The sequence below is a fragment of the Streptomyces sp. NPDC055103 genome, from assembly GCF_053607625.1.
Genome location: NZ_JBSGTX010000074.1, coordinates 1 through 22,888, shown reverse-complemented (window position 1 = coordinate 22,888; position 22,888 = coordinate 1). Strand labels below are relative to the sequence as shown.

The 22,888-nt window shown below is 70.4% G+C and carries 18 protein-coding genes and 2 pseudogenes; 8 read left to right on the top strand and 12 right to left on the bottom strand.

Annotated elements, in window-relative coordinates; genetic code table 11:
- Nucleotides 1-22 precede the first annotated feature (22 nt).
- Nucleotides 23-901, bottom strand: a complete 879-nt coding sequence (locus ACWFR1_RS33380) for a hypothetical protein (protein WP_453557876.1) — start codon at nucleotides 899-901, stop codon at nucleotides 23-25.
- A gap of 428 nt (nucleotides 902-1,329) precedes the next feature.
- Between ACWFR1_RS33380 and ACWFR1_RS33375 the strand changes: the two genes are divergently transcribed.
- A complete protein-coding gene (locus tag ACWFR1_RS33375; RefSeq protein ID WP_453557874.1) occupies nucleotides 1,330-2,442 on the top strand; it encodes a hypothetical protein in 1,113 nt (370 codons plus the stop codon).
- A 66-nt stretch (nucleotides 2,443-2,508) separates the two neighbouring features.
- Here ACWFR1_RS33375 and ACWFR1_RS33370 read toward each other — a convergent pair whose 3' ends face one another.
- Nucleotides 2,509-3,405: a squalene/phytoene synthase family protein gene (locus tag ACWFR1_RS33370; RefSeq protein ID WP_453557872.1), complete on the bottom strand. Its 897-nt coding sequence runs from the start codon at nucleotides 3,403-3,405 to the stop codon at nucleotides 2,509-2,511.
- A 58-nt stretch (nucleotides 3,406-3,463) separates the two neighbouring features.
- Here ACWFR1_RS33370 and ACWFR1_RS33365 point away from each other — a divergent pair, with 58 nt between their 5' ends.
- A complete protein-coding gene (locus ACWFR1_RS33365; RefSeq protein ID WP_453557870.1) occupies nucleotides 3,464-4,111 on the top strand; it encodes a hypothetical protein in 648 nt (215 codons plus the stop codon).
- Nucleotides 4,108-5,103: a nucleotidyl transferase AbiEii/AbiGii toxin family protein gene (locus ACWFR1_RS33360; protein WP_453557868.1), complete on the top strand. Its 996-nt coding sequence runs from the start codon at nucleotides 4,108-4,110 to the stop codon at nucleotides 5,101-5,103. Before ACWFR1_RS33365 ends, ACWFR1_RS33360 begins: the two co-directional genes overlap by 4 nt.
- A 252-nt stretch (nucleotides 5,104-5,355) precedes the next feature.
- Here the strand turns inward: ACWFR1_RS33360 and ACWFR1_RS33355 are convergent, their stop codons facing one another.
- Entirely contained in the window at nucleotides 5,356-5,997 is a 642-nt protein-coding gene (locus ACWFR1_RS33355) for an esterase/lipase family protein (RefSeq protein WP_453557907.1), read from the bottom strand.
- A 306-nt stretch (nucleotides 5,998-6,303) separates the two neighbouring features.
- Between ACWFR1_RS33355 and ACWFR1_RS33350 the strand changes: the two are divergent.
- Nucleotides 6,304-6,603 (top strand): annotated as a pseudogene (locus ACWFR1_RS33350) (VOC family protein); the annotation flags it as partial.
- 137 nt (nucleotides 6,604-6,740) lie between these two features.
- Nucleotides 6,741-7,343 (top strand): annotated as a pseudogene (locus ACWFR1_RS33345) (fumarylacetoacetate hydrolase family protein); the annotation flags it as partial.
- 147 nt (nucleotides 7,344-7,490) lie between these two features.
- Here ACWFR1_RS33345 and ACWFR1_RS33340 read toward each other — a convergent pair.
- From ACWFR1_RS33340 to ACWFR1_RS33300, 9 genes are all read right to left on the bottom strand, one after another.
- Nucleotides 7,491-8,972, bottom strand: coding sequence for a non-reducing end alpha-L-arabinofuranosidase family hydrolase (locus ACWFR1_RS33340; protein WP_453557866.1), 1,482 nt, complete (start codon nucleotides 8,970-8,972; stop codon nucleotides 7,491-7,493).
- Nucleotides 8,972-9,715, bottom strand: a complete 744-nt coding sequence (locus tag ACWFR1_RS33335; RefSeq protein ID WP_453557905.1) for a cupin domain-containing protein — start codon at nucleotides 9,713-9,715, stop codon at nucleotides 8,972-8,974. The genes ACWFR1_RS33340 and ACWFR1_RS33335 overlap by 1 nt, the downstream gene beginning before the upstream one ends.
- Nucleotides 9,712-10,698: a DUF6807 domain-containing protein gene (locus ACWFR1_RS33330; RefSeq protein WP_453557865.1), complete on the bottom strand. Its 987-nt coding sequence runs from the start codon at nucleotides 10,696-10,698 to the stop codon at nucleotides 9,712-9,714. Before ACWFR1_RS33330 ends, ACWFR1_RS33335 begins: the two co-directional genes overlap by 4 nt.
- Entirely contained in the window at nucleotides 10,695-11,741 is a 1,047-nt protein-coding gene (locus ACWFR1_RS33325; RefSeq protein ID WP_453557863.1) for a Gfo/Idh/MocA family protein, read from the bottom strand. Before ACWFR1_RS33325 ends, ACWFR1_RS33330 begins: the two co-directional genes overlap by 4 nt.
- Entirely contained in the window at nucleotides 11,738-12,808 is a 1,071-nt protein-coding gene (locus ACWFR1_RS33320) for an endo-1,4-beta-xylanase (RefSeq protein ID WP_453557903.1), read from the bottom strand. Before ACWFR1_RS33320 ends, ACWFR1_RS33325 begins: the two co-directional genes overlap by 4 nt.
- Nucleotides 12,809-12,843: 35 nt before the next feature.
- On the bottom strand, nucleotides 12,844-14,256 hold the full coding sequence (locus ACWFR1_RS33315; protein ID WP_453557861.1) for a glycoside hydrolase family 30 protein: 1,413 nt from the start codon (nucleotides 14,254-14,256) through the stop codon (nucleotides 12,844-12,846).
- 36 nt (nucleotides 14,257-14,292) lie between these two features.
- The gene (locus ACWFR1_RS33310; protein ID WP_453557859.1) at nucleotides 14,293-15,123 is read right to left on the bottom strand and encodes a carbohydrate ABC transporter permease; all 831 of its coding nucleotides are present in this window, start codon (nucleotides 15,121-15,123) and stop codon (nucleotides 14,293-14,295) included.
- Complete coding sequence (locus ACWFR1_RS33305) at nucleotides 15,120-16,025, bottom strand: carbohydrate ABC transporter permease (protein WP_453557901.1); 906 nt, start codon at nucleotides 16,023-16,025, stop codon at nucleotides 15,120-15,122. The genes ACWFR1_RS33310 and ACWFR1_RS33305 overlap by 4 nt, the downstream gene beginning before the upstream one ends.
- Before the next feature lie 160 nt (nucleotides 16,026-16,185).
- Nucleotides 16,186-17,478 carry an extracellular solute-binding protein gene (locus ACWFR1_RS33300; protein WP_453557857.1) on the bottom strand — a complete coding sequence of 431 codons (1,293 nt, stop codon included), beginning with the start codon at nucleotides 17,476-17,478 and terminating at the stop codon, nucleotides 16,186-16,188.
- Nucleotides 17,479-17,707: 229 nt separating this feature from the next.
- Here ACWFR1_RS33300 and ACWFR1_RS33295 point away from each other — a divergent pair, with 229 nt between their 5' ends.
- From ACWFR1_RS33295 to ACWFR1_RS33285, 3 genes are all read left to right on the top strand, one after another.
- Nucleotides 17,708-18,721 (top strand): LacI family DNA-binding transcriptional regulator, encoded by a 1,014-nt coding sequence (locus ACWFR1_RS33295; protein WP_453557855.1) that lies wholly within the window; start codon nucleotides 17,708-17,710, stop codon nucleotides 18,719-18,721.
- A 9-nt stretch (nucleotides 18,722-18,730) separates the two neighbouring features.
- Nucleotides 18,731-20,950 (top strand): beta-glucosidase, encoded by a 2,220-nt coding sequence (locus tag ACWFR1_RS33290; protein WP_453557853.1) that lies wholly within the window; start codon nucleotides 18,731-18,733, stop codon nucleotides 20,948-20,950.
- A gap of 440 nt (nucleotides 20,951-21,390) precedes the next feature.
- Nucleotides 21,391-22,833: an endo-1,4-beta-xylanase gene (locus tag ACWFR1_RS33285; protein WP_453557851.1), complete on the top strand. Its 1,443-nt coding sequence runs from the start codon at nucleotides 21,391-21,393 to the stop codon at nucleotides 22,831-22,833.
- Nucleotides 22,834-22,888: the final 55 nt, after the last annotated feature.

Here is a 22,888-nt window from a genome sequence, read left to right as displayed (position 1 = left end):
GTTCGTGCCGGTCCCGCTCCGGTCAGCCTCCGGCGTAGGCGCGGTACTCCTTGTACGCCTTCGCCGGGTCGGAGCCGTTGAGGTAGTTCCAGGGGAACTCGGTGACCCGCCCCTCCGTGGCCCGGAAGCACTCTCGAGCGGAGGCGACGTCGCCCGCCAGCGAGAACGCCATGGCGAAGGTGTTGTAGACCTGGAGCCAGCCGCGTCCCCGTACGAAGTCCGGGTGGCGGATCGAGTGGTCTGCGGCCTCTCCGAGCGAGGCGACCACCTCGGGACGCCGGATGTAGCGGGAGTCGGGGCCGGAGTCGAGGGCGAGCCAGTGCTCCAGGTGCGCGACCGCGACCAGCTGCCCGAGGAGCGTCCCCCCGGGCGCGGCGAACGCGGACGCACGGGCGAGCGCGTGCATCTCCTCGTGGGAGCCGCCCCACTTCTCGCAGACCTGCTGCAACCGCTGCTGGTGCGCGCCCAGGTGGCGGCTGTCACGGCGCACGGCCGCCTCGAAGCGACGCCGTGCCACGTCCCGCTCGACCTGGAGTCCCCGGCCGGTGACCTGGAGGGCGTACCAGGGTGAGGTCCAGCCGGGTTCGCGCTCGGCGACCTCGTAGAGCCAGGTCTCGGCCGTGGCCAGCCGGTCGTGGAAGAGCTGGAACTGCTCGCGGGACACGTGCGAGGCACGGGCGCCGGTCCTGGCCTCCCACGCCCAGCTGATGTGGCGGACGGCCGCCACGAGTCGCGGCAACGAGGCCTGGGGCTCCGCCGCCACGACGTCGGCGATCCACCGTTCCGTGCCGGCGACGTCACCGACGGCCCACAGGAGGTCCGTACGGTCCTCGCTCTCGGGCCGCGCGTCGAGCACGTCCCGTACGGTCGCCCAGTCCCCGGCCCCGGCTGCCTCACGCACACGTCGAACGTCCGGATCGCCGGAGTCCTTGTCGACGCGCGCGACGGGCCTGCCCGTCCATCGTCCCAGTGTGTTCCCCAAGTCCCGGAGCAACGCCATATCCCCACCCCTTGCTGTAGCGCACGGGTGGTTGATGATCGTCCCGCCCGTGGGTGTAGTGACTATCACGCGCCGCCGACAATCGCACTCCTGTATTGATGCGCCGAGGGGTGTGTGGGCGGCGACGGGAGCGCGGGGTGGGCGGAGCGCGGACCGAGACATCGCGCGGACCGCGAGAGGGGTGGGGTCCGGGCAGCGTGACGCGCTCGCGCACGGTCACCATACGCTCGGCGACCGGGGAGCGCGGTCGGCCGATCCGCCACTGACCTCGCCCTTCCGTTGGCCTGACGTATTGCGGAGAGTGACCAGGTCGGGAATGATCTCCCGCCGTGACACTTTTCCTCGGAGCCTTGCTCGCCGTGCTTCTCGTGGGGCTCTACCGCGTCCTGGTCAGCCCCGGACGCGCCACCACCTGGGTCGCGGATCACTTCGTCGCCACCGAGCACGGCCTTCCTCCGCGCGAGGCACTCGACTCCCGACGCCCCGGCCCTCCCCCGGCGACACACCGTCAGGAGGAGCGGCAGGCCGTCGTCGACGCAGCTCGGCAGGGGAACTGGAAGACCGCAGCGCGGTACGTCGGCGACGCGGGCGAGGACTGGGACGAGCGCTGGACCAGGCTCGCTCTCCTCCAGCACGTCGCCGAGGAGGACGACGCCTGGCTCGACGCCTGGCGCACCGCCGAGCCGGACGACTGCGACGCCGCGACCCTCAACGCGAGCCTGATGGTCCACCGCGCGTGGGCGATCCGGGGCAGCGGGTACGCACACGAGGTCATGACCTCGGACATGGAGCGTTTCAAGGCACTGCTTCCGGCCGCCATCGAGGAAGCCCGGAAGGCAGCGCTGCTCGACCCCGCGAACCCGGGCCCGTGGGTCGTCATGATCACCGCGTGTCGAGGCGCACAGTATTCTCGGGCGGCGTTCAGGCCGCTCTGGGAAGGGCTCGTCGCCCGCGCGCCGCACCACTACGAGGGACACTGGCAGGCGCTCCAGTACTGGTGCGCCAAGTGGTTCGGCAGCGACCGGCGCATGCTGCGGTTCGCGCGCCAGGCGGTGCGCAAGGCTCCGTCCGGTAGCCCGCTCGCCGGGATCTACCTGCACGCGCTCGACGAACTCACCGAGCGGTCCTCCTTCGGCAACACGCCCGTCACCCCGCTGTCCAGGAGCACGCTCAAGCGGGTCGCCGCCTCGTTCGAGCACGTCCCGCCGGACGACGAGCGTCTGCCGCTCCTGCGGCACCTGCTGGCCCACCACATGCTGCGGTCGATGCTGTACGCGGGCGCCCTGGAGCAGTTCCGCCGGATCGGGCCGTGGTGCGGCGCCCCACCCTGGCGGAAGGACGGCAACGCGGTGGTGGCCTTCGAGAACGCCCGCGGAACCGCCGCGAGACTCTCCCGCGCCCGCCCCACCTCGTCCCCCCAGACGCACGGCATCGTCCGCTGACACGACCAGGGCGGGACGGGTACGGCGCGATCGCCGGCCACGGGGCGGTTCGGATGGTGCCGCAGCTCACCGCTGCCGCCGGGTCCGGGCCGCCGTCTCCCGTAGCAGCAGTACGGCCGCAGCCGACGCCGAGGGGCCCGAGCCTCGGGTCGCCAGGGACGCGCCCGCGCGGCGTACCGCGTCGAGGCGGAGGCACTGGACGCCGACGAGCGCCCGCAGGAAGGGCCGGTACGAAGGGTCCACCACGCCCGCGAGGGGGGCGGCCGCCGCCAGGTCGGTGGCCGCCCGGTCCGCCTGTTCCGCGACGACCCGGCCCAGCGCGGGGCCGGGTCGGGTGAGGTCCGCGCCGTGGCGTGCCACCGCGTCGGCGGGAACGCCTGGCCTGCCCGCGCGTACGTCCTCGGGCAGGTCTTCCAGGAAGTCGATGCGTTGCATGGCGCGGATGAGCCGGTGGCAGCCGTTCGTGAACGCCGCCCTCGCCGGCGCGTCCGCGGGCGCGAGGAGACAGGCCGTGAGCATCAACGCGGGCAGGGAGTACTCCCGTACGTACTGCTCCAGTTCCTCGTCGTCCGTGATGGTCCGCCACGCGACCTCGCGCTCGCATCCCCGCAGGAACTCGTCCACGTGGGCGCGCACATCCGGGTGGCGCTCGGCGGTGCGCACCAGGCAACGCAGCACCGGCAGTCCGGAGTCGCCTTCGGCGAAGGCCTTCCGCACGAGCCCGTCCCACTCGGCGAGCGCGGTCGCCCGTTCGTCGGGCGTTCCTCGGTCGATCCGGTCGTCGGTGTCGTGCATGAACGCGACGGCGGCCACGACGTGCGGCAGCAGTGCGGCGGGGAGCAGCAACCGCGCGGCCGCGTACTCGGCGGTCCTGTACCTCCGCACGGCCCGCCGCTGCCGCGTGTAGTCCTGCCGCAGCCGCGACTCTCCGACCCCGGCCCGGTCGAGGGTCCGCTTCCACATGCCGGTCTCCTGTTCGTCGACGGCTGCGAGCTTACGGGCGCTCGGACAGGAAATCCGGATGAGCCCCGGCATCCTGTCTGTCAGACTCTCTGCGGTGTACGAGGGGTACGAGGTCGACGAGGTGGATGAGGTCTACGAGACGCATGTGACCGTCCGGTGCCGGACCGAGGGGGAACGGGCCCGGCTCGACATATGGGCGGCGGACCGGGGTCTGAAGGTCACCACCATCGTCCTCGCCCGAGGTCGGACACCGGTCCAGCCGATGCTCACCCTGCCCGACAGGACCGGTCATCCGGCAGTCGTGGCCGGGCTGCGGGAGGCCGGTTTCGAGCCGGTGCGGGTCAAGGTCGAGACGGTGCCGTGGAGCACGGAGCCCGTGGGCCCCGGCGGGGGCTACTACGAGCACCATCTCAAGCTGGCGCTGCCCGCCGGGTACGACCGGGCCGCGCTGGAGGGCCTCGTCATGCCGCACGGCGCCCATGTCTCCTGGAACGCCCGCCGGTCGCTGCCGGGCCCGGACGGGCGGCACGAGCGCTTCGTGACCCAGCGGCACCCGGGACCCGCGGACGCGGCAGGATCCGCCTGCGGCGTGCTCGTCACCGCACTGGTCGCCGCAGGGCACGAACTGGTCTCCGAGGAGAGGGAGTTCGTCCTCTCCGACAGCGACCTGTCATGGGACGAGGGCTGGCTGGAGGAGGCCGTATGAACGAGAAGCAGTGGACACCGCCGATCCCGGACGGGCCCGGCACCGGAGCGGAGCCCCGTATCGACCTCCATGCGCGCCGCGGGGACGAACTCCCCCGTACGCTGACCGCCGGCATAGGCGACGCGGCCGTCCGGCACCAGGTCTTCGATCCGGCCCTCAAGCACTTCGCCGAGGCCTTCCGGCCCGGTGACGGCGTCGTCGAGGACCCAGAGCTGCGGGCCCGCTGGCAGGCGGCCAGGCGCGCGGCGCTGGAGCTCGTACTCGCGGCCGTCGCCGGCTCGCCGTGGGCCGACTTCCTCGTTCTGCGCGGCAGCATGCTGATGTCCGCCTGGTTCGCCGAGGCCGCCCGCGCCCCGAAGGACATCGACTTCGTCGTCGTCCCCGACTCCTGGCGCATCGAGGAGCCGCGTACCCGCGCGATGCTCGACGGCATCGCCGACGCGGCGGAGCGCCTTGCCGAGCGGAACGGAGCGGACCTGTCGATCTCGGCAGCCGGCGCCGTCTCCGAGCACATCTGGACGTACGAGCGGGTGCCCGGTCACCGTCTGGTGCTGCCCTGGACGGCGCCTGGTCTGCCCGGCGGCCAGGTCCAGCTCGACTTCGTCTTCCAGGAACGCCTTCCGACTCCGCCCCGCCCGACCGAGGTCGCGGGCGTCCGCCTTGCCGCCGCGGACCGGGAACTGTCCCTGGCCTGGAAGCTCATGTGGCTGAGCTGCGACATGTATCCGCAGGCCAAGGACCTGTACGACGCGGTTCTCCTCGCCGAGAACTGCGCCCTGCCGCTCGCCCTCCTGGAGACGGTGCTGCGCGAGGCGGACGAGTGGCCGGGGCACCCGGACGAACCGCTGAGCCTCAGGATGTTCGAGAACGCCGTCCGCGAGGTCGACTGGACGGGCTTCGACGAGGCCCACCCGGACACCGCGAGCGCGAGGCGGAATCTGGGCACCCGCCTGCTGGCCGCCCTCGCTCCGGTACTCGGGGCGTCCCGCTGATCGTTTCAGCGGCACCCCGGCGGTCGACGTCCGCCGGGCGGCGCGAGGGCGGGTGGCCTACGGAGCGGGTCGTCGGCTAGGGCGTGTTTCGAAAGTAGCGTCGTCTGCCCGAAGGGCAGGCCGGGCGGCGTCTGGTGCGTGCGATCGCAAGGCGGAGGGTCGTCCCGATACTGGTGTATCGGGATGATCCCGACAACGCGGCGAGCGTGCGTGCCAGACGCCGCCCGGCAGACGGGACTTTCGAAACACGCCCTAGCTGATGTGCTGCTTGACCTCTTCGTAGACCGCCTGATCCGTGTGCAGCTCGCTGTGGCCCAGGCAAGCCGTCGTGCTGTTGGCCGCGCCGGAGAGAGCCACGCTGTCCCTGGGGCTGATGACCATGTCGCACGGCGAGCGCCAGGTGGCGTAGCGGATGGAGCCGGGGGTCTCGTCGCCGGCGTTGAGCACGTTCAGGAAGTCGGATCCCGGCCGCATCTCGACGCACGGCGCGCCTCCGCACAGACGCGCCACGTCGGTGCCGTGGTTGGGCCCCGCCAGGGAGACCCACGCGTCGACCTTGGAGGTGCCGCCGAGGTTCTTCAGGTAGTAACGGGAGGACAACGCTCCCATCGAGTGGGTGACGACGTCCACCTGGTCCGCGCCGGTGGCGTCCAGGACGCGCTCGATCTCCTCGGCGAGCTGTTCGGCGGTGGTGGCGTTGGACCGGGTGGCGTCGTAGGTCCACCGGTCGAGGTGGCCCGTCGGCCAGCCGTCCGCCCGGAAGCGATCGGCCATGGTCCGCCAGGTGGAGCCGTCGGAGTTCCAGCCGTGGACGAAGACGACGGGGTCGGGCTGGACGGCCCGGAGCCGACCGGCGGCTGCCAACGCGGGGCCGGAGGTGGGAAGGAGGGGCATGAGCGCGAGAAGGAGCGTGGATACGCTCCGCGACAGGTTCCTGATCACGGTCGGTTTGTAGCGCCCCGACCAGCGGAACCGCAGGGCATCCCCGCGGCGCTCACCCGCCCGGAGGCAGCGTTTCACCGCAGAAACGTGACAGCGGCCGAAACCGGATCCCTACGAACCCGGACCGTCATGTACTGCCGCAGGTTGCCGGCGCGCCGCCACCGTCACTCGTCACTCGCTACTCGTCAGGTGATGGTGATCGTTCGCTGGGCCGTGATCGTGCGGGCGTCGCGGGCGGTGGCGAGGGTGTAGAGGCCGGGCCGGGTGACCCGGGCCGGGTTCACGAAGATCTGGGGCCCGGGCCGGCACATGGCCGACGACAACACTTCACCTACTTCCTCGACCCGCACGGCAACACCGTCGAGTACACGACGGAGCTGGAGGAGCTCGCCGAGAACACCTGGCACCCCCATGTCTACGGCTTCTCCCGGCCCGAGGTCACCGACCAGTGGGGCACGGCGAACCCGATGAACGAGCTCGCCGCGAAGGAGTCCTTCAACGACCCCCGACCGCGGCTGCTTCGTCGCCCCGCCGGTCCAGGGCCTTCGGCTCGCCTGATCCCCGGGGCGTGGTGGCGGCGTACCGCCCTGCCCCCCTGCCGCCACGTCCCGGCCCCGGCTCACGAGGCCGGCGCTCGCCCTTTTCCTCTCGGTCCGGAGCGACCCGGCCTCGTGTCCGCCTCCTCCTCACATCCTCCATGCCCCCCCGGGTCACATCTGCTCGACTTCGAGCTGGAGGTGGGAGCCGTCGTCGGCCGGGAGGGCCGTGACCTCACCCCGGCCGCGGCGCGGCACCACATCATCGGCTACACGATCTTCAACAACTGGTCCGCGCAGGATTTGCAGTCCGCCGAGATGCGGGTCGGGCTCGTCCCGTGCAAGGGCAAGGACACCGCCACCACGCTGGGCCCCTACCTGGTGACGGCCGACGAACTGGAGCCCTACCGGGACGGCGACGGCCTTCTGCGCCTCGCGCTGACCGCCGAGGTCAACGGCGAGAGAGTCGGCAGCGACCTGCTGTCCAACATGAGCTGGACCTTCGAGGAGATGGCCGCCTACGCCTCACGCGCCACGCGTATCGTCGCCGGCGGCGTCCTCGGGTCGGGCACCTGCGGCATTGGCGGCTGCCTGGCGGAATGGTGGGGACGGCGCGGTGAGCGGCTCCCTCCGCCCCTCAAGCCGGGTGACACCGTCACCCTCACCGTGGAAGGGATCGGCTCCCTGACCACGGTGGTGGCGCCGGGCTCCGCCCCCGTCGCGCTGCCGCGGGGGCGGCGCCGCGACCGGGAGCGGCCGTGAAGACTCCCATCGAGGCCTGGCTGCACACCGACCGGACCGACTGACGACGGCCCGGACGGCCGCGGTGGCGGCTGCCCGGGCCTGGCGGAGCGGAGCGCCCCTACGGCTGAGCGATGAGCGTTTCGGAGCCGGACCCGTGGCGCGCCGTCAGCGCTGCAGTGTCAGGAGGCCCGGCCGGTAGGACCACTGGCCGTAATCACCACCGGAGTTGGGGTCGCGTCCCTGGTAGAGGAACTGCAGGTTGCAGGGATCGACGGTGAAGGTCTGATCGGCGCCGGCGCGGATCAGTTCGCCGTGGCTGATGTCGTTGGTCCAGGTGGCGCCGCTGTTCGCCTTGCCGGCGAAGGGGTTGCTCTCGGTCGCGGCCTGGGGCGTCCACGAGCCGTTCAGGCTGGTGGCCGTGAACGAGCGGAAGTACCGGCCCTGTGAGCCGCTCGCCTCGACGATCATGAGGTACCGGTCCTGGCCCTGAAGCTTGTAGACCTGCGGGGCCTCGAACAGGTTGTTCGTCGTGTCGCTCATGATCGTCGTGTACGTCGAGCCGAAGCTGCTCGGGAAGTTCCCGATCGGCATGCTCGCCCGGTAGATCTTGCCGTTGTCACCGGCGAAGAACAGGTACATGTTCGTGCCGTCGGCGATGAGCGTCTGGTCGATGGGGCCGGTCGTGGAGCCGGTGATGCTTCCGGAGAAGAGCACCTGCTGTGCCGACCAGCCGTTGGGGTTGGTGGGGTCGCTCGACGTCCGGTAGGAGAAGGCGCTCCCGCCTCCCCACTGGTAGGCGAGCACCCAGATGTTCTTCGGCGCGAAGTAGAAGAGCGTCGGCGCGACGACGGAGTTCGCCATGGTGTTCTGGCCGGCCGAGGCCATCTCCGACCAGTTGCCGAAGAGGTTGAAGTTCATCGAACCCCAGCCCGCTCCCGTTCCCGCGGCGCCGTGCGTCGTCGCGTAGACGAGGTGCTTGCCGTTGTACGGGGCGACGGTGAAGTCCTTCAGCGAGGCCCAGCCCGCCTTGGGCTGCGCGAGCGCGCCCGTCGACGACCAGCGGTACGTCGACGGAAGAGCGCACTGGCCGGGGGTGCCGGTGCCGACCTTGACGAGCTGCCACTGCTGGTTGCTGCCGCCCCAGTCGTCGTACTGGACGATGTTCGCGTTGTCGGCGGTGGAGGCGCCCTGCACTTCGAGCGCCTTGCTGCTGTGGCGCGCGACGAACCTCACGTGACCGTCCGAGCTCTCGACCACCCGCCACTGCTGGTTGGTGCCGTTCGCGTCGGCCCACTGGACGATCGCGGCACCGTTGGCGGTGGACCCGCCCTGGACGTCCAGCACCTTCCCGGAGTGGCGGGACTTGATGCGGTAGTAGCCGCCGCCGGAGTCGACGAACTGCCACTGCTGCTGGTTCTGGTCGTTCCTGGTCCACTGGGTGATGCGGGCGCCGTCGCCGGTCGCCAGGTTGTAGACGTCCAGGGCCTTGCCGCTGTTGCGGTTGACCAGCACGTACGAGGCGTTGGTGTCGATGGTCGTCGCCGCGCCGGCGGGCTGGGCGCCGAAGAAGGTGGCCAGGAGCAGCAGGGGCGCGAGGACGGCGAGCAGGCGTTTCGGGTGGTACGGGGACGGGTGGCGGGGCCGCATCAGAAGAGCTCCTTCGGGGGGTGGGGGTGAGGTGAGTCCGGCGAGCCGCTCGGCGGCCACGTCGGGTCATCGGGGACGGGATAGGTGTGAAGGCGGCCGCACATGCCGAAGAGCCGGCCCTCCGGGCGCGCGAGTCGCGACACCGCGCCGTGGTCGAGGTGGGAGAGGTCTCCGGCCTTCAGCCGTTCCAGCTGACGGCCGGTCTCGACGGCCGTGGCCAGGGGGCCGTCACGCCAGCGGATCCGCCAGGCGTCCAGGAGCTCGCTCTTCAGGCGGTGGGCCGCGGTGTGGAACTCCCGCAGCCCGCCTTCGCGCAGGGCAAGGAATCCTTCCAGTGCCAGGTCGCGGCGGCGGCGCGCCGCCGTGGAGTGGTCGCCGGTGAGGGCGGCCGCCTTCCGGTAGGCGTGGGTATCGGCCAGCACATGGGCGGGGAAGGTGAAGACGGCGTCGCCGGCCTCGGGGAGTCCGCTGTTCTGCATGAGCACCACGAGGCGCAGGCCGCCGTCGTTGACGAGGCGGTGGATCGTGCCGGGAGTGAACCAGACGACATCGCCTGGAAGCAGGGGGGTGTCGGCGAAGCCCGAGGTGGTGAGCGTCTGCACGCTGCCCGCGCCCTCGATGACGACGTAGGCCTCGGAGCAGACGAGGTGCATGTGGGGGGTGCCGCCGCACAGTCCGTCGGCGGCCTCCCAGTCGTACACGGTCAGCCCGGAGACCCCCACGCCGCCGGGGAGCGGGCTCACCACGGGTGTTCCGCGAGGTGGCGGGAGAGGCGCCCGAAGGTCCACGCGCCGTCGGCCACGACGATTCGGTAGCGGCGCGACAGGGTGTCGCCCGGGGCCAGCGGCAGTTCCTTGTCGAACGCCAGGGACGGGTTGACGGCGGGGATGGGTTCACTGCGGACGAACCATTGGCAGGGGGTGTCCGGGTCGTCCAGGAACAGGAGCGTGGAGGAGCGGTCGATTTCGTCGTGCGTGCCGACGAAGGCCAGCCAGTCGCCCGGCTCGCCCATCGCGGGGCCGATCACGTCGCCGCCGGTGAAGTCGCGCGGCCCCCGCCAGAACAGCCCGGAGTATCCGGCGAGCTCCCTGCCCTGCGTGCCGGGGCTGCCGAACGACAGCTCGGTGTCGTGGACGTTGGTCAGCGCGGTGGTGACCTCCAGGGTCCAGGAGTCGGCCTCGACGTCACGAGCGGTCAGCGTGCGGCGCTCGTCGATCCAGTGCTCCCCCGCCATCGTGTGCCAGGCCAGGTCCTCGGTGACGACGGCCCGGCCGTGGCCCGTTTCGGCGGATACGGCGAGGCTGCGCATCGTGCCGAGGTTCGGCAGGTCCACATAGCCCTGGCCGCGCAGGTAGGTGCCACCGCCCCAGAAGTTCTGCCCCGACACCCACGACGCCGTGATCTGGAGGCCCTTGTGCCAGCGATGGTCGTGCGGCCGGTAGCCGGTGACGACGTCGCCGGCGAGGGTGCGCACCGGATGCAGGTACGGCTTCGGTGCCTCGAAGGCGTCCATGACGGGCCGGTGCACGTACCGGAAGAGGTCGACGCCGCGCGTTCGGACGGTCAACGAGTCCTTGTTCTCACGGAGTTCGAAGTTCTCGATCGGTCCGGAGCTCTCGCGCGGTTCGGAGTTCTCGATCGGTTCGGAGTTCTCGATCGGTTCGGAGTTCTCGATCGGTTCGGAGTTCTCGCGGAGTTCGGAGTTCTCGATCGGTTCCTTGGTCATCGGAACACCTCCGGGAGCCCTCCGTTGAGCGAGTCGTAGAACGGGTCGGCCGCGTCGATCTCGCCCCGCCGGACCGGCAGGCCGGTGATCGCGGCCTTGTACAGGGCGGTCACCAGTTCCATCGTGGATCTGCCGAGGTCGGGGCGGATCCCCGCCTCGTAGCCGTCCAGGAAGTCCGCGAGCTGGGCGGTGTGCGAGCTGGGCAGGTCGTCCGGCGGGCCCCACTTCACGTCGGGCGAGCCGGCGGTGAACGTCCAGTCCGCGTTGGAGTAGCCGTACAGATGGCGCAGTTCGACCGTGGCCTCGGTGAGGTCGAACCGCAGGTAGCTCTCCTCTCGCGGGGAGAGGACGCTGTTGACGACCGTCGCGAGGGCTCCGCTCTCGAACCGGACCAGGGCCGTCGACACGTCCTCGGTCCGGACGTCGCGCTCCAGGCGGCCGGCCATCGCGCGCACCTCGGCCCATTCGCCGAGGACTGCCAGCATCAGGTCCATCTGGTGGATGCCGTGGCCGAGCGTCGGGCCCCCGCCCTCGCTCTCCCAGGTGCCGCGCCAGGGCACGTCGTAGTAGGTGTCGTCGCGGTACCACGCCGTGACGCACTGCGCGACCAGCGGCCGGCCCAGTGTCCCGGCCGCGATGCGGTCGCGCAGATACCGGGCCCCCGTGCCGTACCTGTGCTGGAACACCGCGCCCGCGACGGCGGGCCCCTCGGCGGCGTGGATCCGGTCGAGCTCGGCGAGCGACAGCGCCACCGGCTTCTCGCACCACACCCACGCTCCCGCCTCCAGGCAGGCCACGGCCTGTTCGGCGTGGAGGAACGGGGGCGTACACAGGTGCACGAGGTCCGGCCGCTGCTCCTGGAGCATCGTGCGCAGGTCGGTGTAGACCGCGGGAATGCCGTGTTCGGCCGCGAACGCCTCGGCGCGCGCGGCGTCCACGTCGACGGCGGCCACGATCACGGCCCGGTGTGCCTGGGCCCGGAGGGCGGGAACGTGGCAGATGCCCGCGATCCCGCCCGTACCGACGATCGCCGTTCTGATCATCCGCCGAGCACCTCCTTGATCGAGTGGTAGGCGGGCTTGGGCAGCAGGTTCTCGTCGTAGGGCAGTGCCGCGCCCTCACCGGGGAAGACGGAGGGGATCCACGAGTACTTGTCCGTGTAGTCCCAGATGGTGATGCCGACGCACTTCTCGACCGCCAGACAGGCCTTGACGTAGTCGGCATACCAGGTGGCCTGGGTGGCGAGCTTTTCCGGGGTCGCGGGGAGGTTCATCCGGATGTCGAGTTCGGTGACCGCCACCTCCACCCCGAGGTCGGCGAAGCGCCGCATGTTCTGCTGGACGTCGGCGGGGAAGCCGTACTGGAGTGCCAGATGGCCCTGGATGCCGAAGCCCTCCACCGGGACGCCGTCGGCCTTCAGCTGCTTGATCAGGGTGTAGTACGCATCGCTCTTGGGGCCGATCCCGTCGACGTTGTAGTCGTTGAGGTAGAGCTTGGCGTGCGGGTCCGCCTCGTGGGCCCAGCGCAGGGCGTCGGCGATGTAGCCGGGGCCGAGCGTCTTGTAGAAGAGCGACTCGCGGTAGGTGCCGTCCTCGTTGAAGGCCTCGTTGACGACGTCCCAGTGGATGACCTGGCCCTTGTAGTGCCGGGCCACGGTCTGGATGTGGTTCTTGAGGACGGCGCGCAGTTCGTCGGCGGTCCAGGTGCCCTCGGTGAGCCAGGCGGGGAGCTGGCTGTGCCAGACGAGGGTGTGGCCGCGGACCTTCTGGTGGTGGGCCTTGGCGAAGGCCATCACCTGGTCCGCGGCGGTGAAGTCGAAGACGCCGCGCTGGGGCTCGGTGGCGTACCACTTCATGGCGTTGCCGGGGGTGGTCTGCCCGAACTCGCTGCCGAGGAGCTCCAGATAGGCGGCATCGGTGAACTCGGGGTTGTCGGTGGCGGAGCCGAAGTACTTGTGGTGCTTCTTGGCCAGTTCGCCGAGCGTCGCGGGACGGGGTTCGGCGGCCGCGGGCGCGGCGGCGAGGCCGGCCGCGAGGCAGACGGCGGCGGCGAGGGCGGTGAGATGCCGGGACACGGGCATGGGCATGGGCATGGGCATGGGCATGGGCATGGGCATGAAGGCGTACTCCTCCGGTGCTTGGCGGTTCAGTCGAGGACGATCGTGGTGAGCGCGCGGGGGGCGAGCTTCGTCGTGAGGGTCGTGCCGTGCGGGGAGACGATGTCGGCCGGCGTGATCGAGCGGGTCTCGTCGGTGACGTAACCCTCGGGGTGCCGGTCGTGCCCGCCGCGGAGAGAGAACGCGGCGGACTTCTCGGTCGTCGCGGTGTTGAGGATCTCGATCACGCGGCTGCCGTCGGTGTTGCGGAAGGCCGTGATCTTCAGTGCCGGGTCGGCGTTCGAGACCGGTACGCGGACGGCGTCGGGGCGGATGAACCGGCTGAAGGCGGCCAGCGCCCAGTACCGCTTGGACACCCGGTAGCCGTCACCGGGGTCGGCGAGCTGGATGAGCCCCCGGGTCGCGCCGAGGGACGCGCCGGTCCAGTAGACGTAGGCGTTGGCGTTGCCGACGGTCAGGGTGTTCTGGATGTCGGCGGCGACGGTGAGACCGTCGTAGCCGCTGCCGTCGTCCCAGTTCTCGTTCCAGGTGGAGCCGTCCGGCGACCATTCCGACATCCACACGCGCTTGTCGGTCGGCTGCGGGACGTCGGTGGGACCGCTGTAGCGATGGCCGGTGATGGTCCGTACGGCCTTGTCGGCCTCGGGGTCCGCCTCGACAGCCTCGGTGTAGGCGACCTGCCGGTCCCAGCCGGCGGCGTCGCAGCAGACGATCCCGGTCTTCAGGCCGGACGCGCGGACGGTCGGCCCGAGCACCTTGAGGAAGTCGACGGCCTGCTGCGGGGTGAACCGCATCGAGGCGTAGGTAGCGGTCCAGTCGGGTTCGTTGGTGAACCCCAGATCGGTGATCCCGATGCCCTCCTGCCGGTAGAACGTGGCGTACTGGACGAGGTAGTTCGCGTAGGCCTGACGCCATTCGGGCCGCAGCTCGCCGCCGTCGTTCTCGCTTCCGTTGGTCTTCATGAACGCCGGGGCGCTCCAGGCGTCGGCGAAGAACCGCTTGACGCCGTAGGCTTTGGCCTCCTTGGCGAGCCGGACCTGGCCGCCGTCCCAGCCGTCCCAGACGTACGTCGGCGTGGCGTCAGGGCCGCCGGGATCGGCCGGCAGGATCGTCGGCATGTGGTCGTAGACCCTGTCGGTCGACGACCCGATGCCCAGGCGCAGGATGGAGAGGCCCGCGCCCTTCTCCTTGCTGAGCAGCAGGTCGAGCACCTCGCGCTGCTTGGCCGGGCTGAGGCCGCGCGCGCCGTGCAACAGGTCGGCTCGCTGGAAGGCCATCGAGAAGCCGAAGCCGTCGATGGGCTGGAGTGCGGCGTGGAAGTCGATGGCAGGCCGGGCGCCGGAGGGTGGCGCGGGGTCGGCGGCGGGTGGGGCGGGATCGGCCGCGGCCTGCGATGTGAGCGCTAACAACAGGACGGCCGTCAGTGCGGTCAGTCGTTTCACGAGGTCTCCTCGGGGGTGGAGGTCATACGCGACGGGTCAGCCCTTGGTGGCGCCCGCGGTGAGGCCGCCGATCAGCTGGCGCTCGGCGACGGCGTAGAAGGCGAGGGCGGGGACCATGGCGAGCACGATGTAGGCGAGGACGAGCGCGTAGTCGGTCGAGTACTGGCCCTGGAACTGCTGGACGCCGACCGGGATCGTCTGCCATTTCGGGTCGTTGAACACCAGCAGCGGCAGGAAGAAGTTGTTCCAGCTCGCGACGATCGCCAGCACCGAGACCGTGCCGAGCGCCGGCCGCGCCATCGGCAGCAGGATCTTCCAGAAGAAGCGGAACTTGCCGCAGCCGTCCATGATGGCCGCCTCCTCCACTTCCGCCGGGACGGTCCGGAAGAAGCCGCGCAGAATGATGATCGTCATGGGCAGGCCGAAGGCGGCCTGCGGGAGGATCACTCCGAGCGGGTTGTCGAGCAGGTCGAAGGTACGCAGGAGCAGGAACAGCGGCAGGACGGCCACCGCGAACGGGAACATCAGCCCGATCGTGAAGAGCATGTAGAACAGCTCCCGGCCCTTGAAGGCGTAGCGGGCCAGCGCGAACGCCGCCATGGCGGAGGCCGCCACCGTGCAGAGTGTCGTGCCGATCGCGATGCCGGCGCTGTTGGCGATCTGCCGCCAGAACATTCCGTCGCCGAGGATGCCGGTGTAGTTGGCGGTCTTCCAGTGCTCCGGCAGCCCGAACGGATTGGTCGTCAGCTCGCCGGTGCTCTTGAACCCGGAGATCACCGCGTAGATCAGCGGCACGACGACGAACGCGCCGATCAGCCAGATCACGGCGTGCAATGACAGGCCGCGTGCCGCCCTGCGGGCGTTCATCGGCCACCTCCCGTAGTGACGGCCCCGCTCAGGTCACGGCGGAGCACGTAACGCTGGTAGAAGAGGGAGAAGACCAGACTGATCATGAACAGCACCACGCTGATCGCGCTGGCGTAGCCGACCTGGTAGCGCTTGAACCCGAACTGGAACATCGAGATCGCCATCGTCTCGGAGGAGTGGTTGGGACCGCCCGCGGTCATGACCCAGACGAGGTCGAAGAGCTGGATGGCTCCGATGACCGAGAGGAAGACGCTGATCCGGATCGTCGGGCCGAGCAGCGGCAGCGTCACGTAGCGGAAGCGCTGCCAGGCGCCGGCACCGTCGATGGAGGCGGCGTCGAGGATCTCGCGCGGGATGCTCTGCAGCCCGGCGAGGAAGAGCATCATGTGGAAGCCGAAGTACTTCCAGGTCATGACCACGAACAGGGTCGGCATGACCGTCGAGGGGTCGGCGAGCCACGTGCCCCGCAACCCCTCCAGGCCGAGGGCTCCGGCGAGATGGTCGGCGATGCCGTCGCCCGGCAGGAAGATCATGGTGAAGAGGACCGCCGTGACGACCTCGGACAGGATGTACGGCGCGAAGAACAACATGCGGTAGACGGCCCGGCCGCGCAGCTTCTGGTTGAGCAGGACCGCGGTGAACAGGGCGAACGGCAGCTGCACCCCGATCGACAGAACGATCAGGTACAGCCCGCGCCCCATGTCGCCGAGGAAGACCTCGTCGGCGAAGAGCCTGGTGTAGTTCTCGAAGCCGACGAAGTCGACCATGGGGCCGATCCCGCCCCACTTGAAGAAGCTGGTGCGGACGGCGACGACGATCGGGGCGAGGACGAAGACGAGGAAGAGGACGAGAGCGGGGACGAGGAACCAGGCGATCGACGCCCAGCTCCCCAGCCCGCGCAGGAGCGACCGGGCCGGGTCGGACGGACGTACCGTCACGGCGTCCTCCGTCCGCCCGTCGGCCGGGCCTCGGGTCGGGCCCCCGGCCGGGTCCTTGGCCAGGCCCCCGTCCGCATCTTGCGCCGGGCCTCCGGCCGGGTCCTTGGTCGGCGTGGCCACGGAGTCAGGCACTCTTCGCAGCCTCGGTGATCGACCGGGTGACCTGCTCGGGCGCCTTCTTGCCCGCGATGAGGTCGGCGACGCTGTCGTTGATCTCCTGGCCGACCGCCGGCGGGTAGGCCTGGTCGAGGAAGAGCTGGAAGCCCGTCGCCTTGGCCAGGCTTTCGGCCACCACCTTCTTGTTGGCGTCGGTGAGCTGGCCCTCCGCGCCCTTGACCACCGGCAGGTAGCCGTTGGAGGCGAGCAGCTTGGACTCGTTCTCCAGGACGAGGAACTTCAGGAAGTCCAGCGCCTCCTTGGGGGCGCCCTTGCGCAGCGCGAAGCCGCCGCCACCTCCGAACACCTCGGTGGCCGTGCCGACTCCGCCGTCGACCGTCGGGAAGGGGAAGAAGCCCAGGTCCGCTCCGAGGTCGGCGCCCGCGTCCTTCTGCACCGACGGTCCCCACTGCCCCATCAGCTCCATGGCGGCCTTGCCGTTGCCCATGGTCGCGGCCTGGCCGCCCGGGGTGGCGTAGCCGGCGCCGAGGAAGGCCTCCTGGAACGGCTGGAGGTCGACCAGTTCCTTGAGGTGGGTGCCGGCCTGGACGAAGCCGGCGCCGGTGAAGTCCTTGCTCGCCGCGGCCTGTTGCAGCGCGGGAAGGCCCGCGACGCGCATCGCGAGGTAGGCCCAGTAGTAGTGGCCCGGCCACTTCTCCTTGCCCGCGAGGGCGATCGGGGTGACGCCCGCCGTCTTGAGCTTTCTGACGACGTCGAGGAACTCGGCCCAGGTGGCCGGCGGCGCGGTGACCCCGGCCTTGGCGAAGAGCTTCTTGTTGTACCAGAAGCCGACCATGCCGATGTCGTAGGGAACCGCGTAGGTCCGACTCTCGACCTGATAGGCCTGCAGCGACACCGGGGTGAGGTCGGACGACCAGCCGAACGCGTCGGTGAGGTCCTCGACGAGACCCGCGTCGACCTGCTGCTGCAGCACGCCGCCGCCCCAGGTCTGGAAGACGTCGGGGAGCTTGCCGGACGAGGTGGTGGCGGTCAGCTTGGACTTGAACGCCTCGTTCTCCAACGAGGTCGTCTCGATCCTGATGTTCGGGTGAGCGGCCATGAACGCCGTGGCGATCTGCGGGAAGAGGGACTTGCCCGGTTCCGTCGTGGCGATGTTCCACCACGCGAAGGTCACCTTGCCGTCGGCCGCGGGCCCGCCGCCGGAGCCGTCACCGCCGCAGGCCGCGGTCAGTGAGACGGACAGTGCGGTCAGACCCGAGAGCGCCAGGAAGCGCCGTCGGCTCGGGGGGATGCTGGCCATGGGACCTCCGGGGTGGGAATGCTCGATTCGAGCCCGAAAACTTTTCGTAATACTCTCGAATTCCGTGAGGCCACAAACTAGGAACGCGAGGCTTCCCGGTCAAGGCCTCTCACCGATTTACCTAAAAACAGCGGTACTTGCGCTTGACAGGTAGGTCATGACGACCGGAAACTCTTCGAAAAGTTTGCGGTACATGTCGCCGGCCCAGGCGCCGCGCAGAGGAGAGAAGTTGAGCGAGCAGCGTCCGACCCTGGCCGTCATCGCCGCGGAGGCGGGGGTCTCACAGGCCACCGTGTCCAAGGTGATCAACGGCCGCTCCGATGTCGCACCGTCGACACGCGAACGGATCGAGACCTTGCTGCGATCCCACAACTACCTCCAGCCCGGGCGGCAGAGCAGGGCCCGCAGATCGGGCCTGGTCGACTTGATCATCGGCGGTCTGGACAGCGCATGGGCGGTGGAGATCCTGCGCGGCGTCGAGGCCGAGTGTGCTCAGCGGAGCGTCGGTACCGTCGTGTCGCTCGTCCCGCCGGGCGAGGCCACGCCGTCGAGCTGGGCCGCGCTGCCGGTCCTGCACCACAGCGACGGCGTCATCCTCGTCACCGCCTCGGTCACCCAGGCCCAGCGCGCCCAGGTCGAACGGGCCGGGGTGGCGCTGGTCGTCATCGACCCGATCGACCTGCCGGGCAACGGCGTGCCGAGCATCGGCGCGACCAACTGGGCGGGTGGCCTCGCCGCCACCGAGCACCTGCTGGAGTTGGGGCACCGCCGGATCGCCGCGATCGGCGGGCGCAAGGAGATGCTCTGCAGCCAGGCCCGCATCGACGGGTACCGGGCCGCGCTCGAGCGGGCCGGGATCGAGGTGGACCGCGACCTGATCCGGTTCGGCGACTTCCAGCACGAGGGCGGGTTCCAGCGCGCCCGCGAACTGCTCGCCCTCCCCGAACCGCCGACCGCCATCTTCGCCGGCAGCGACCAGCAGGCCATGGGCGTCTACGAAGCCGCCCGGCAGGCCGGGTTGAGCATCCCGCGGGACCTCAGCGTGGTCGGCTTCGACGACCTGCCGATGTGCGAATGGCTGTCACCTCCGCTGACGACGGTGCGTCAGCCGCTGGAGGAGATGGGCCGGCTCGCCGCCCGCACACTGTTCCAGCTTCTGGAGGACCAGCCCCTGGTCAGCCCCCGGATGGAGCTCTCGACCGAGCTCAAGGTCCGTGTCTCCACCGCCCCGCCTCGCCACTAGGAGAACCCCTTGACCGAGCCCTGGCGTGACCCCCTCCTGCCCGCGGCCGTACGAGTCGCCGATCTCCTGGGACGGATGACGCTGGAGGAGAAGGCGGGGCAACTCGCCGGCTTCTGGGCGCTGCCCTCGAATCCGGGAGCGCCCGTCGCGCCGATGGAGGACGATTCCGGGGAGTCCGCACCCGGCCTCGACGACATCGTCGTCCACGGGCTCGGCCAGCTCACCCGGGTGTACGGCACCGCGCCGATCACCGCGGAAGCCGGTATGGAGCGGCTCGCCTCGCTCCAGCGGCAGGTGACCGGATCCGGCCGGTTCGGGATCCCGGCGGTCGCCCACGAGGAGTGCCTGACCGGTTTCATGACGTTCGGGGCGACGGTCTTCCCCGGGCCGCTCGCCTGGGGTGCGTCCTTCGATCCCGGGCTCGTCCGGGAGATGGCCGCCGCCATCGGCGCGGGGATGCGGCGGGTCGGCGTGCACCAAGGGCTGGCTCCGGTGCTCGACGTGGTCCGCGACTACCGGTGGGGCAGGACCGAGGAGTGTATCGGCGAGGATCCCTATCTCGTCGGAGCGATCGGCACCGCCTATGTGCAGGGCTTGGAAGGCGCCGGGATCGTGGCGACGCTGAAGCACTTCGCGGGGTACTCGGCCTCGCGCGGCGGCCGGAACATGGCCCCCGTGGCCTCGGGGCCGCGCGAGTTCGCCGACGTACTGGTCGAGCCGTTCGTCCGGGCCCTGCGCGAGGGGGGCGCCCGGTCGGTGATGAACAGCTACACCGACGTGGACGGCGTCCCCGTGGCCGCCGACCCGCGGCTGCTGACCGACCTGCTCAGAGGTGAGCTCGGTTTCACCGGTGTCGTCGTCGCCGACTACTACGCCGTCTCCTTCCTGGAGACCCGGCACGGCGTCACCGGATCGCGCGGCGGGGCCGGCGCGCTGGCGCTGACCGCCGGAATCGACGTCGAACTGCCCACGGCCCGCTGTTACGGCGAGCCGCTGACCGCGCTCGTACGGGCGGGAACCGTACCGGAGGATCTCGTCGACCGGGCCGCGGAACGGGTCCTGCTGCAGAAGGCCGAGCTCGGTCTGCTCGACCCCGACTGGGAGCCCGTCAAGCCCGAGCCCGTCGAACTCGACCCGCCGGAGAACCGGGCACTGGCCAGGCGCCTGGCCGAGCGGTCCACCGTGCTGCTCACCAACGACGGCATCCTTCCGCTGCGGCCGTGCCGGGTCTCGATCAGCGGGCCGTACGCCGACGACCCGCAGTCCTTCCTCGGCTGCTACTCCTTCCCGAACCACGTCGCGCTCCCCGGCGACCTCGGGCTTGAGATCCCGACGATCGGCGAGGCGCTCACCGCCGCCGGGTTCACGGTCACCGCGGACGACCCGGACGTGAACGTGCTGGTGCTCGGGGACCGGGCCGGCATGTTCGGGCGGGGCACCTCCGGAGAGGGCTGCGACGCCGAGACCCTCGACCTGCCCGGCGACCAGGCCGCACTGGCCTCCGCCGTCCTGGACTCCGGGGTGCCGACCGTCCTCGTCCTCGTCTCCGGACGGCCGTACGCGCTCGGCACGCTGACCGAACGCGCGTCGGCGGTGGTGCAGGCCTTCTTCCCCGGCGAGGAGGGCGGGACGGCGCTCGCCCGGATCATCAGCGGGGCCGCGGAACCGACCGGGCGGCTGCCCGTCTCCATCCCCCGCCAGGTCGGCGGCCAGCCCGGCACCTACCTGCGCTCCCGGCTCGGCGGGCACACCGACTGGAGCTCGGTGGACCCGACTCCGCTCTTCCCCTTCGGACACGGACTGAGCTGGACCCGCTTCACCTGCTCGGAGCTCTCGGTGGATCCCGTCGCCGCGACGGACGGCGCCGTCTCGGTCGCGGTCACCGTACGCAACGTCGGCGAGGTGGCCGGGACCGAGGTGGTCCAGCTGTATCTCTCGGACCCCGAGGCGTCCGTCGTACGGCCGGAGCGGTGGCTGGCCGGATTCGGCAGGGTCGAGCTGCGGCCGGGAGCGGCCGCCCGGATCACCTTCTCCGTCCATGCCGACCGGACCTCCTTCACCGGGATCGATCTGCGGAGAAGGGTGGAGCCGGGGGAGATCGGTGTGGCGGTCGGCCGGTCCAGCGGCGATCTTCCGCTCCTGGGCTCCTTCACCCTGACCGGTCCCGTACGTCACCCGGGGGCCGACCGGGTGCTGTCCGTGCCGGTCGAGATCGTCGCCGTTCCCTGACCGCGTCGTCGGGCGACCCCGTGCCGCCGGGGTGAACGCACCCCACGCACCGCTCCGTCCCTCCGGGACGACGTAATTCGACGTCGTCCCGGAGATGCGAGCCGAATGGTGTACGCGTAGACGACGGGCTCTCCGTTCGGGATCCGCCATTCACATCCGGCACCCCTTTTTTGGTTCCGGCATTGCCGCCCGGACGTATTTCCGCGCTCACCGTCGAAAGAATTTCGGTGACTCCTCGTGCGGCTTCGAGCTGCCACAAGGCAGCCCCTGAGCGGGGGATTCCCGAAACACATTCGAAACTGTTGACATGCCCCCGCCATGTTTTCACACTGAGTCGCGAGACGGCATCGCCCTCATTCTTCTCGGCGCCAGGTGCCGCTGACGCGGATCCACTCCGCCGCACTCCCCCCATCCCTGAATTCCGTCCTGGAGGCTCATTCATGGGCTCACACGCCATTCCCCCCTCCACCGTCCGCCGGAAGATCGGCGGACTGTGTTCGGCGCTGATCGTCGGCGTCCTCGGTGCGGCCGCGGTGCTGGTGGCACCTCCGGCCTCGCACGCCGCCGAGAGCACGCTCGGCGCCGCGGCGGCACAGAGCGGCCGCTACTTCGGAACCGCCATCGCCTCGGGCCGGCTGGGCGACTCGACGTACACGACGATCGCGGCCCGTGAGTTCAACTCGGTGACGGCCGAGAACGAGATGAAGATCGACGCCACCGAACCGCAGCAGGGCCAGTTCAACTTCACCGCCGGCGACCGCGTTTACAACTGGGCGGTGCAGAACGGCAAGCAGGTACGCGGCCACACGCTGGCCTGGCACTCCCAGCAGCCCGGCTGGATGCAGAACCTCAGCGGCAGCGCGCTGCGCCAGGCGATGAACAACCACATCAACGGCGTGATGAGCCACTACAAGGGCAAGATCGCCCAGTGGGACGTCGTGAACGAGGCCTTCGCTGACGGCACTTCGGGAGCGCGGCGCGACTCCAACCTGCAGCGCTCCGGCAACGACTGGATCGAGGTCGCGTTCCGTACCGCGCGCGCCGCCGACCCGGCCGCCAAGCTCTGCTACAACGACTACAACGTCGAGAACTGGACCTGGGCCAAGACCCAGGCCATGTACGCCATGGTCCGGGACTTCAAGCAGCGCGGCGTGCCCATCGACTGCGTCGGCTTCCAGTCGCACTTCAACAACGACAGCCCGTACAACAGCAACTTCCGCACCACCCTGCAGAGTTTCGCCGCCCTCGGCGTCGACGTGGCGGTCACCGAGCTCGACATCCAGGGCGCCTCGGGCACGACCTACGCCAACGTGACCAACGACTGTCTGGCTGTTCCGCGCTGCCTCGGCATCACGGTGTGGGGTGTGCGCGACACCGACTCCTGGCGAGCGGAGCACACGCCGCTGCTGTTCAACGGCGACGGGAGCAAGAAGCCCGCCTACACCTCCGTCCTCAACGCGCTCAACGCCGTCTCCCCCACCCCCACTCCGACCCCCTCGCCCGGTTCCGGACAGATCAAGGGCGTCGCTTCGGGCCGCTGCCTTGACGTGCCCGGCTCCAGCACCACCGACGGCACGCAGGTCACCCTGTGGGACTGCAACAACCGCACCAACCAGCGGTGGGCGTACACCGCCGCGGGTGAGCTCAGGGTCTACGGCGACAAGTGCCTGGACGCCGGCGGCACCGCCAACGGCACCAAGGTCCAGATCTACAGCTGCTGGGGTGGCGACAACCAGAAGTGGCGCCTCAACTCCGACGGATCCATCGTCGGCGTCCAGTCCGGCCTCTGCCTCGACGCCGCCGGCAACGGCACGGCCAACGGCACCCTGATCCAGCTCTACTCCTGCTCGGGCGGCGGCAACCAGCGCTGGACCCGTACCTGACCTCGCACGGCGAAAGGGGCCGCTGAGCGGGCCGCCGCACCGGATCACCCGGTGC

Bases quoted from the DNA above. Each gene is read 5' to 3' on its own strand.
- ACWFR1_RS33370 (WP_453557872.1), bottom strand. From the start codon at position 3,405: ATGTGGAAGCGGACCCTCGACCGGGCCGGGGTCGGAGAGTCGCGGCTG.
- ACWFR1_RS33365 (WP_453557870.1), top strand. From the start codon at position 3,464: ATGAGCCCCGGCATCCTGTCTGTCAGACTCTCTGCGGTGTACGAGGGG.
- ACWFR1_RS33360 (WP_453557868.1), top strand. From the start codon at position 4,108: ATGAACGAGAAGCAGTGGACACCGCCGATCCCGGACGGGCCCGGCACC.
- ACWFR1_RS33355 (WP_453557907.1), bottom strand. From the start codon at position 5,997: ATGCCCCTCCTTCCCACCTCCGGCCCCGCGTTGGCAGCCGCCGGTCGG.
- ACWFR1_RS33340 (WP_453557866.1), bottom strand. From the start codon at position 8,972: ATGCGGCCCCGCCACCCGTCCCCGTACCACCCGAAACGCCTGCTCGCC.
- ACWFR1_RS33330 (WP_453557865.1), bottom strand. From the start codon at position 10,698: ATGACCAAGGAACCGATCGAGAACTCCGAACTCCGCGAGAACTCCGAA.
- ACWFR1_RS33325 (WP_453557863.1), bottom strand. From the start codon at position 11,741: ATGATCAGAACGGCGATCGTCGGTACGGGCGGGATCGCGGGCATCTGC.
- ACWFR1_RS33320 (WP_453557903.1), bottom strand. From the start codon at position 12,808: ATGCCCATGCCCATGCCCATGCCCATGCCCATGCCCGTGTCCCGGCAT.
- ACWFR1_RS33310 (WP_453557859.1), bottom strand. From the start codon at position 15,123: ATGAACGCCCGCAGGGCGGCACGCGGCCTGTCATTGCACGCCGTGATC.
- ACWFR1_RS33300 (WP_453557857.1), bottom strand. From the start codon at position 17,478: ATGGCCAGCATCCCCCCGAGCCGACGGCGCTTCCTGGCGCTCTCGGGT.
- ACWFR1_RS33285 (WP_453557851.1), top strand. From the start codon at position 21,391: ATGGGCTCACACGCCATTCCCCCCTCCACCGTCCGCCGGAAGATCGGC.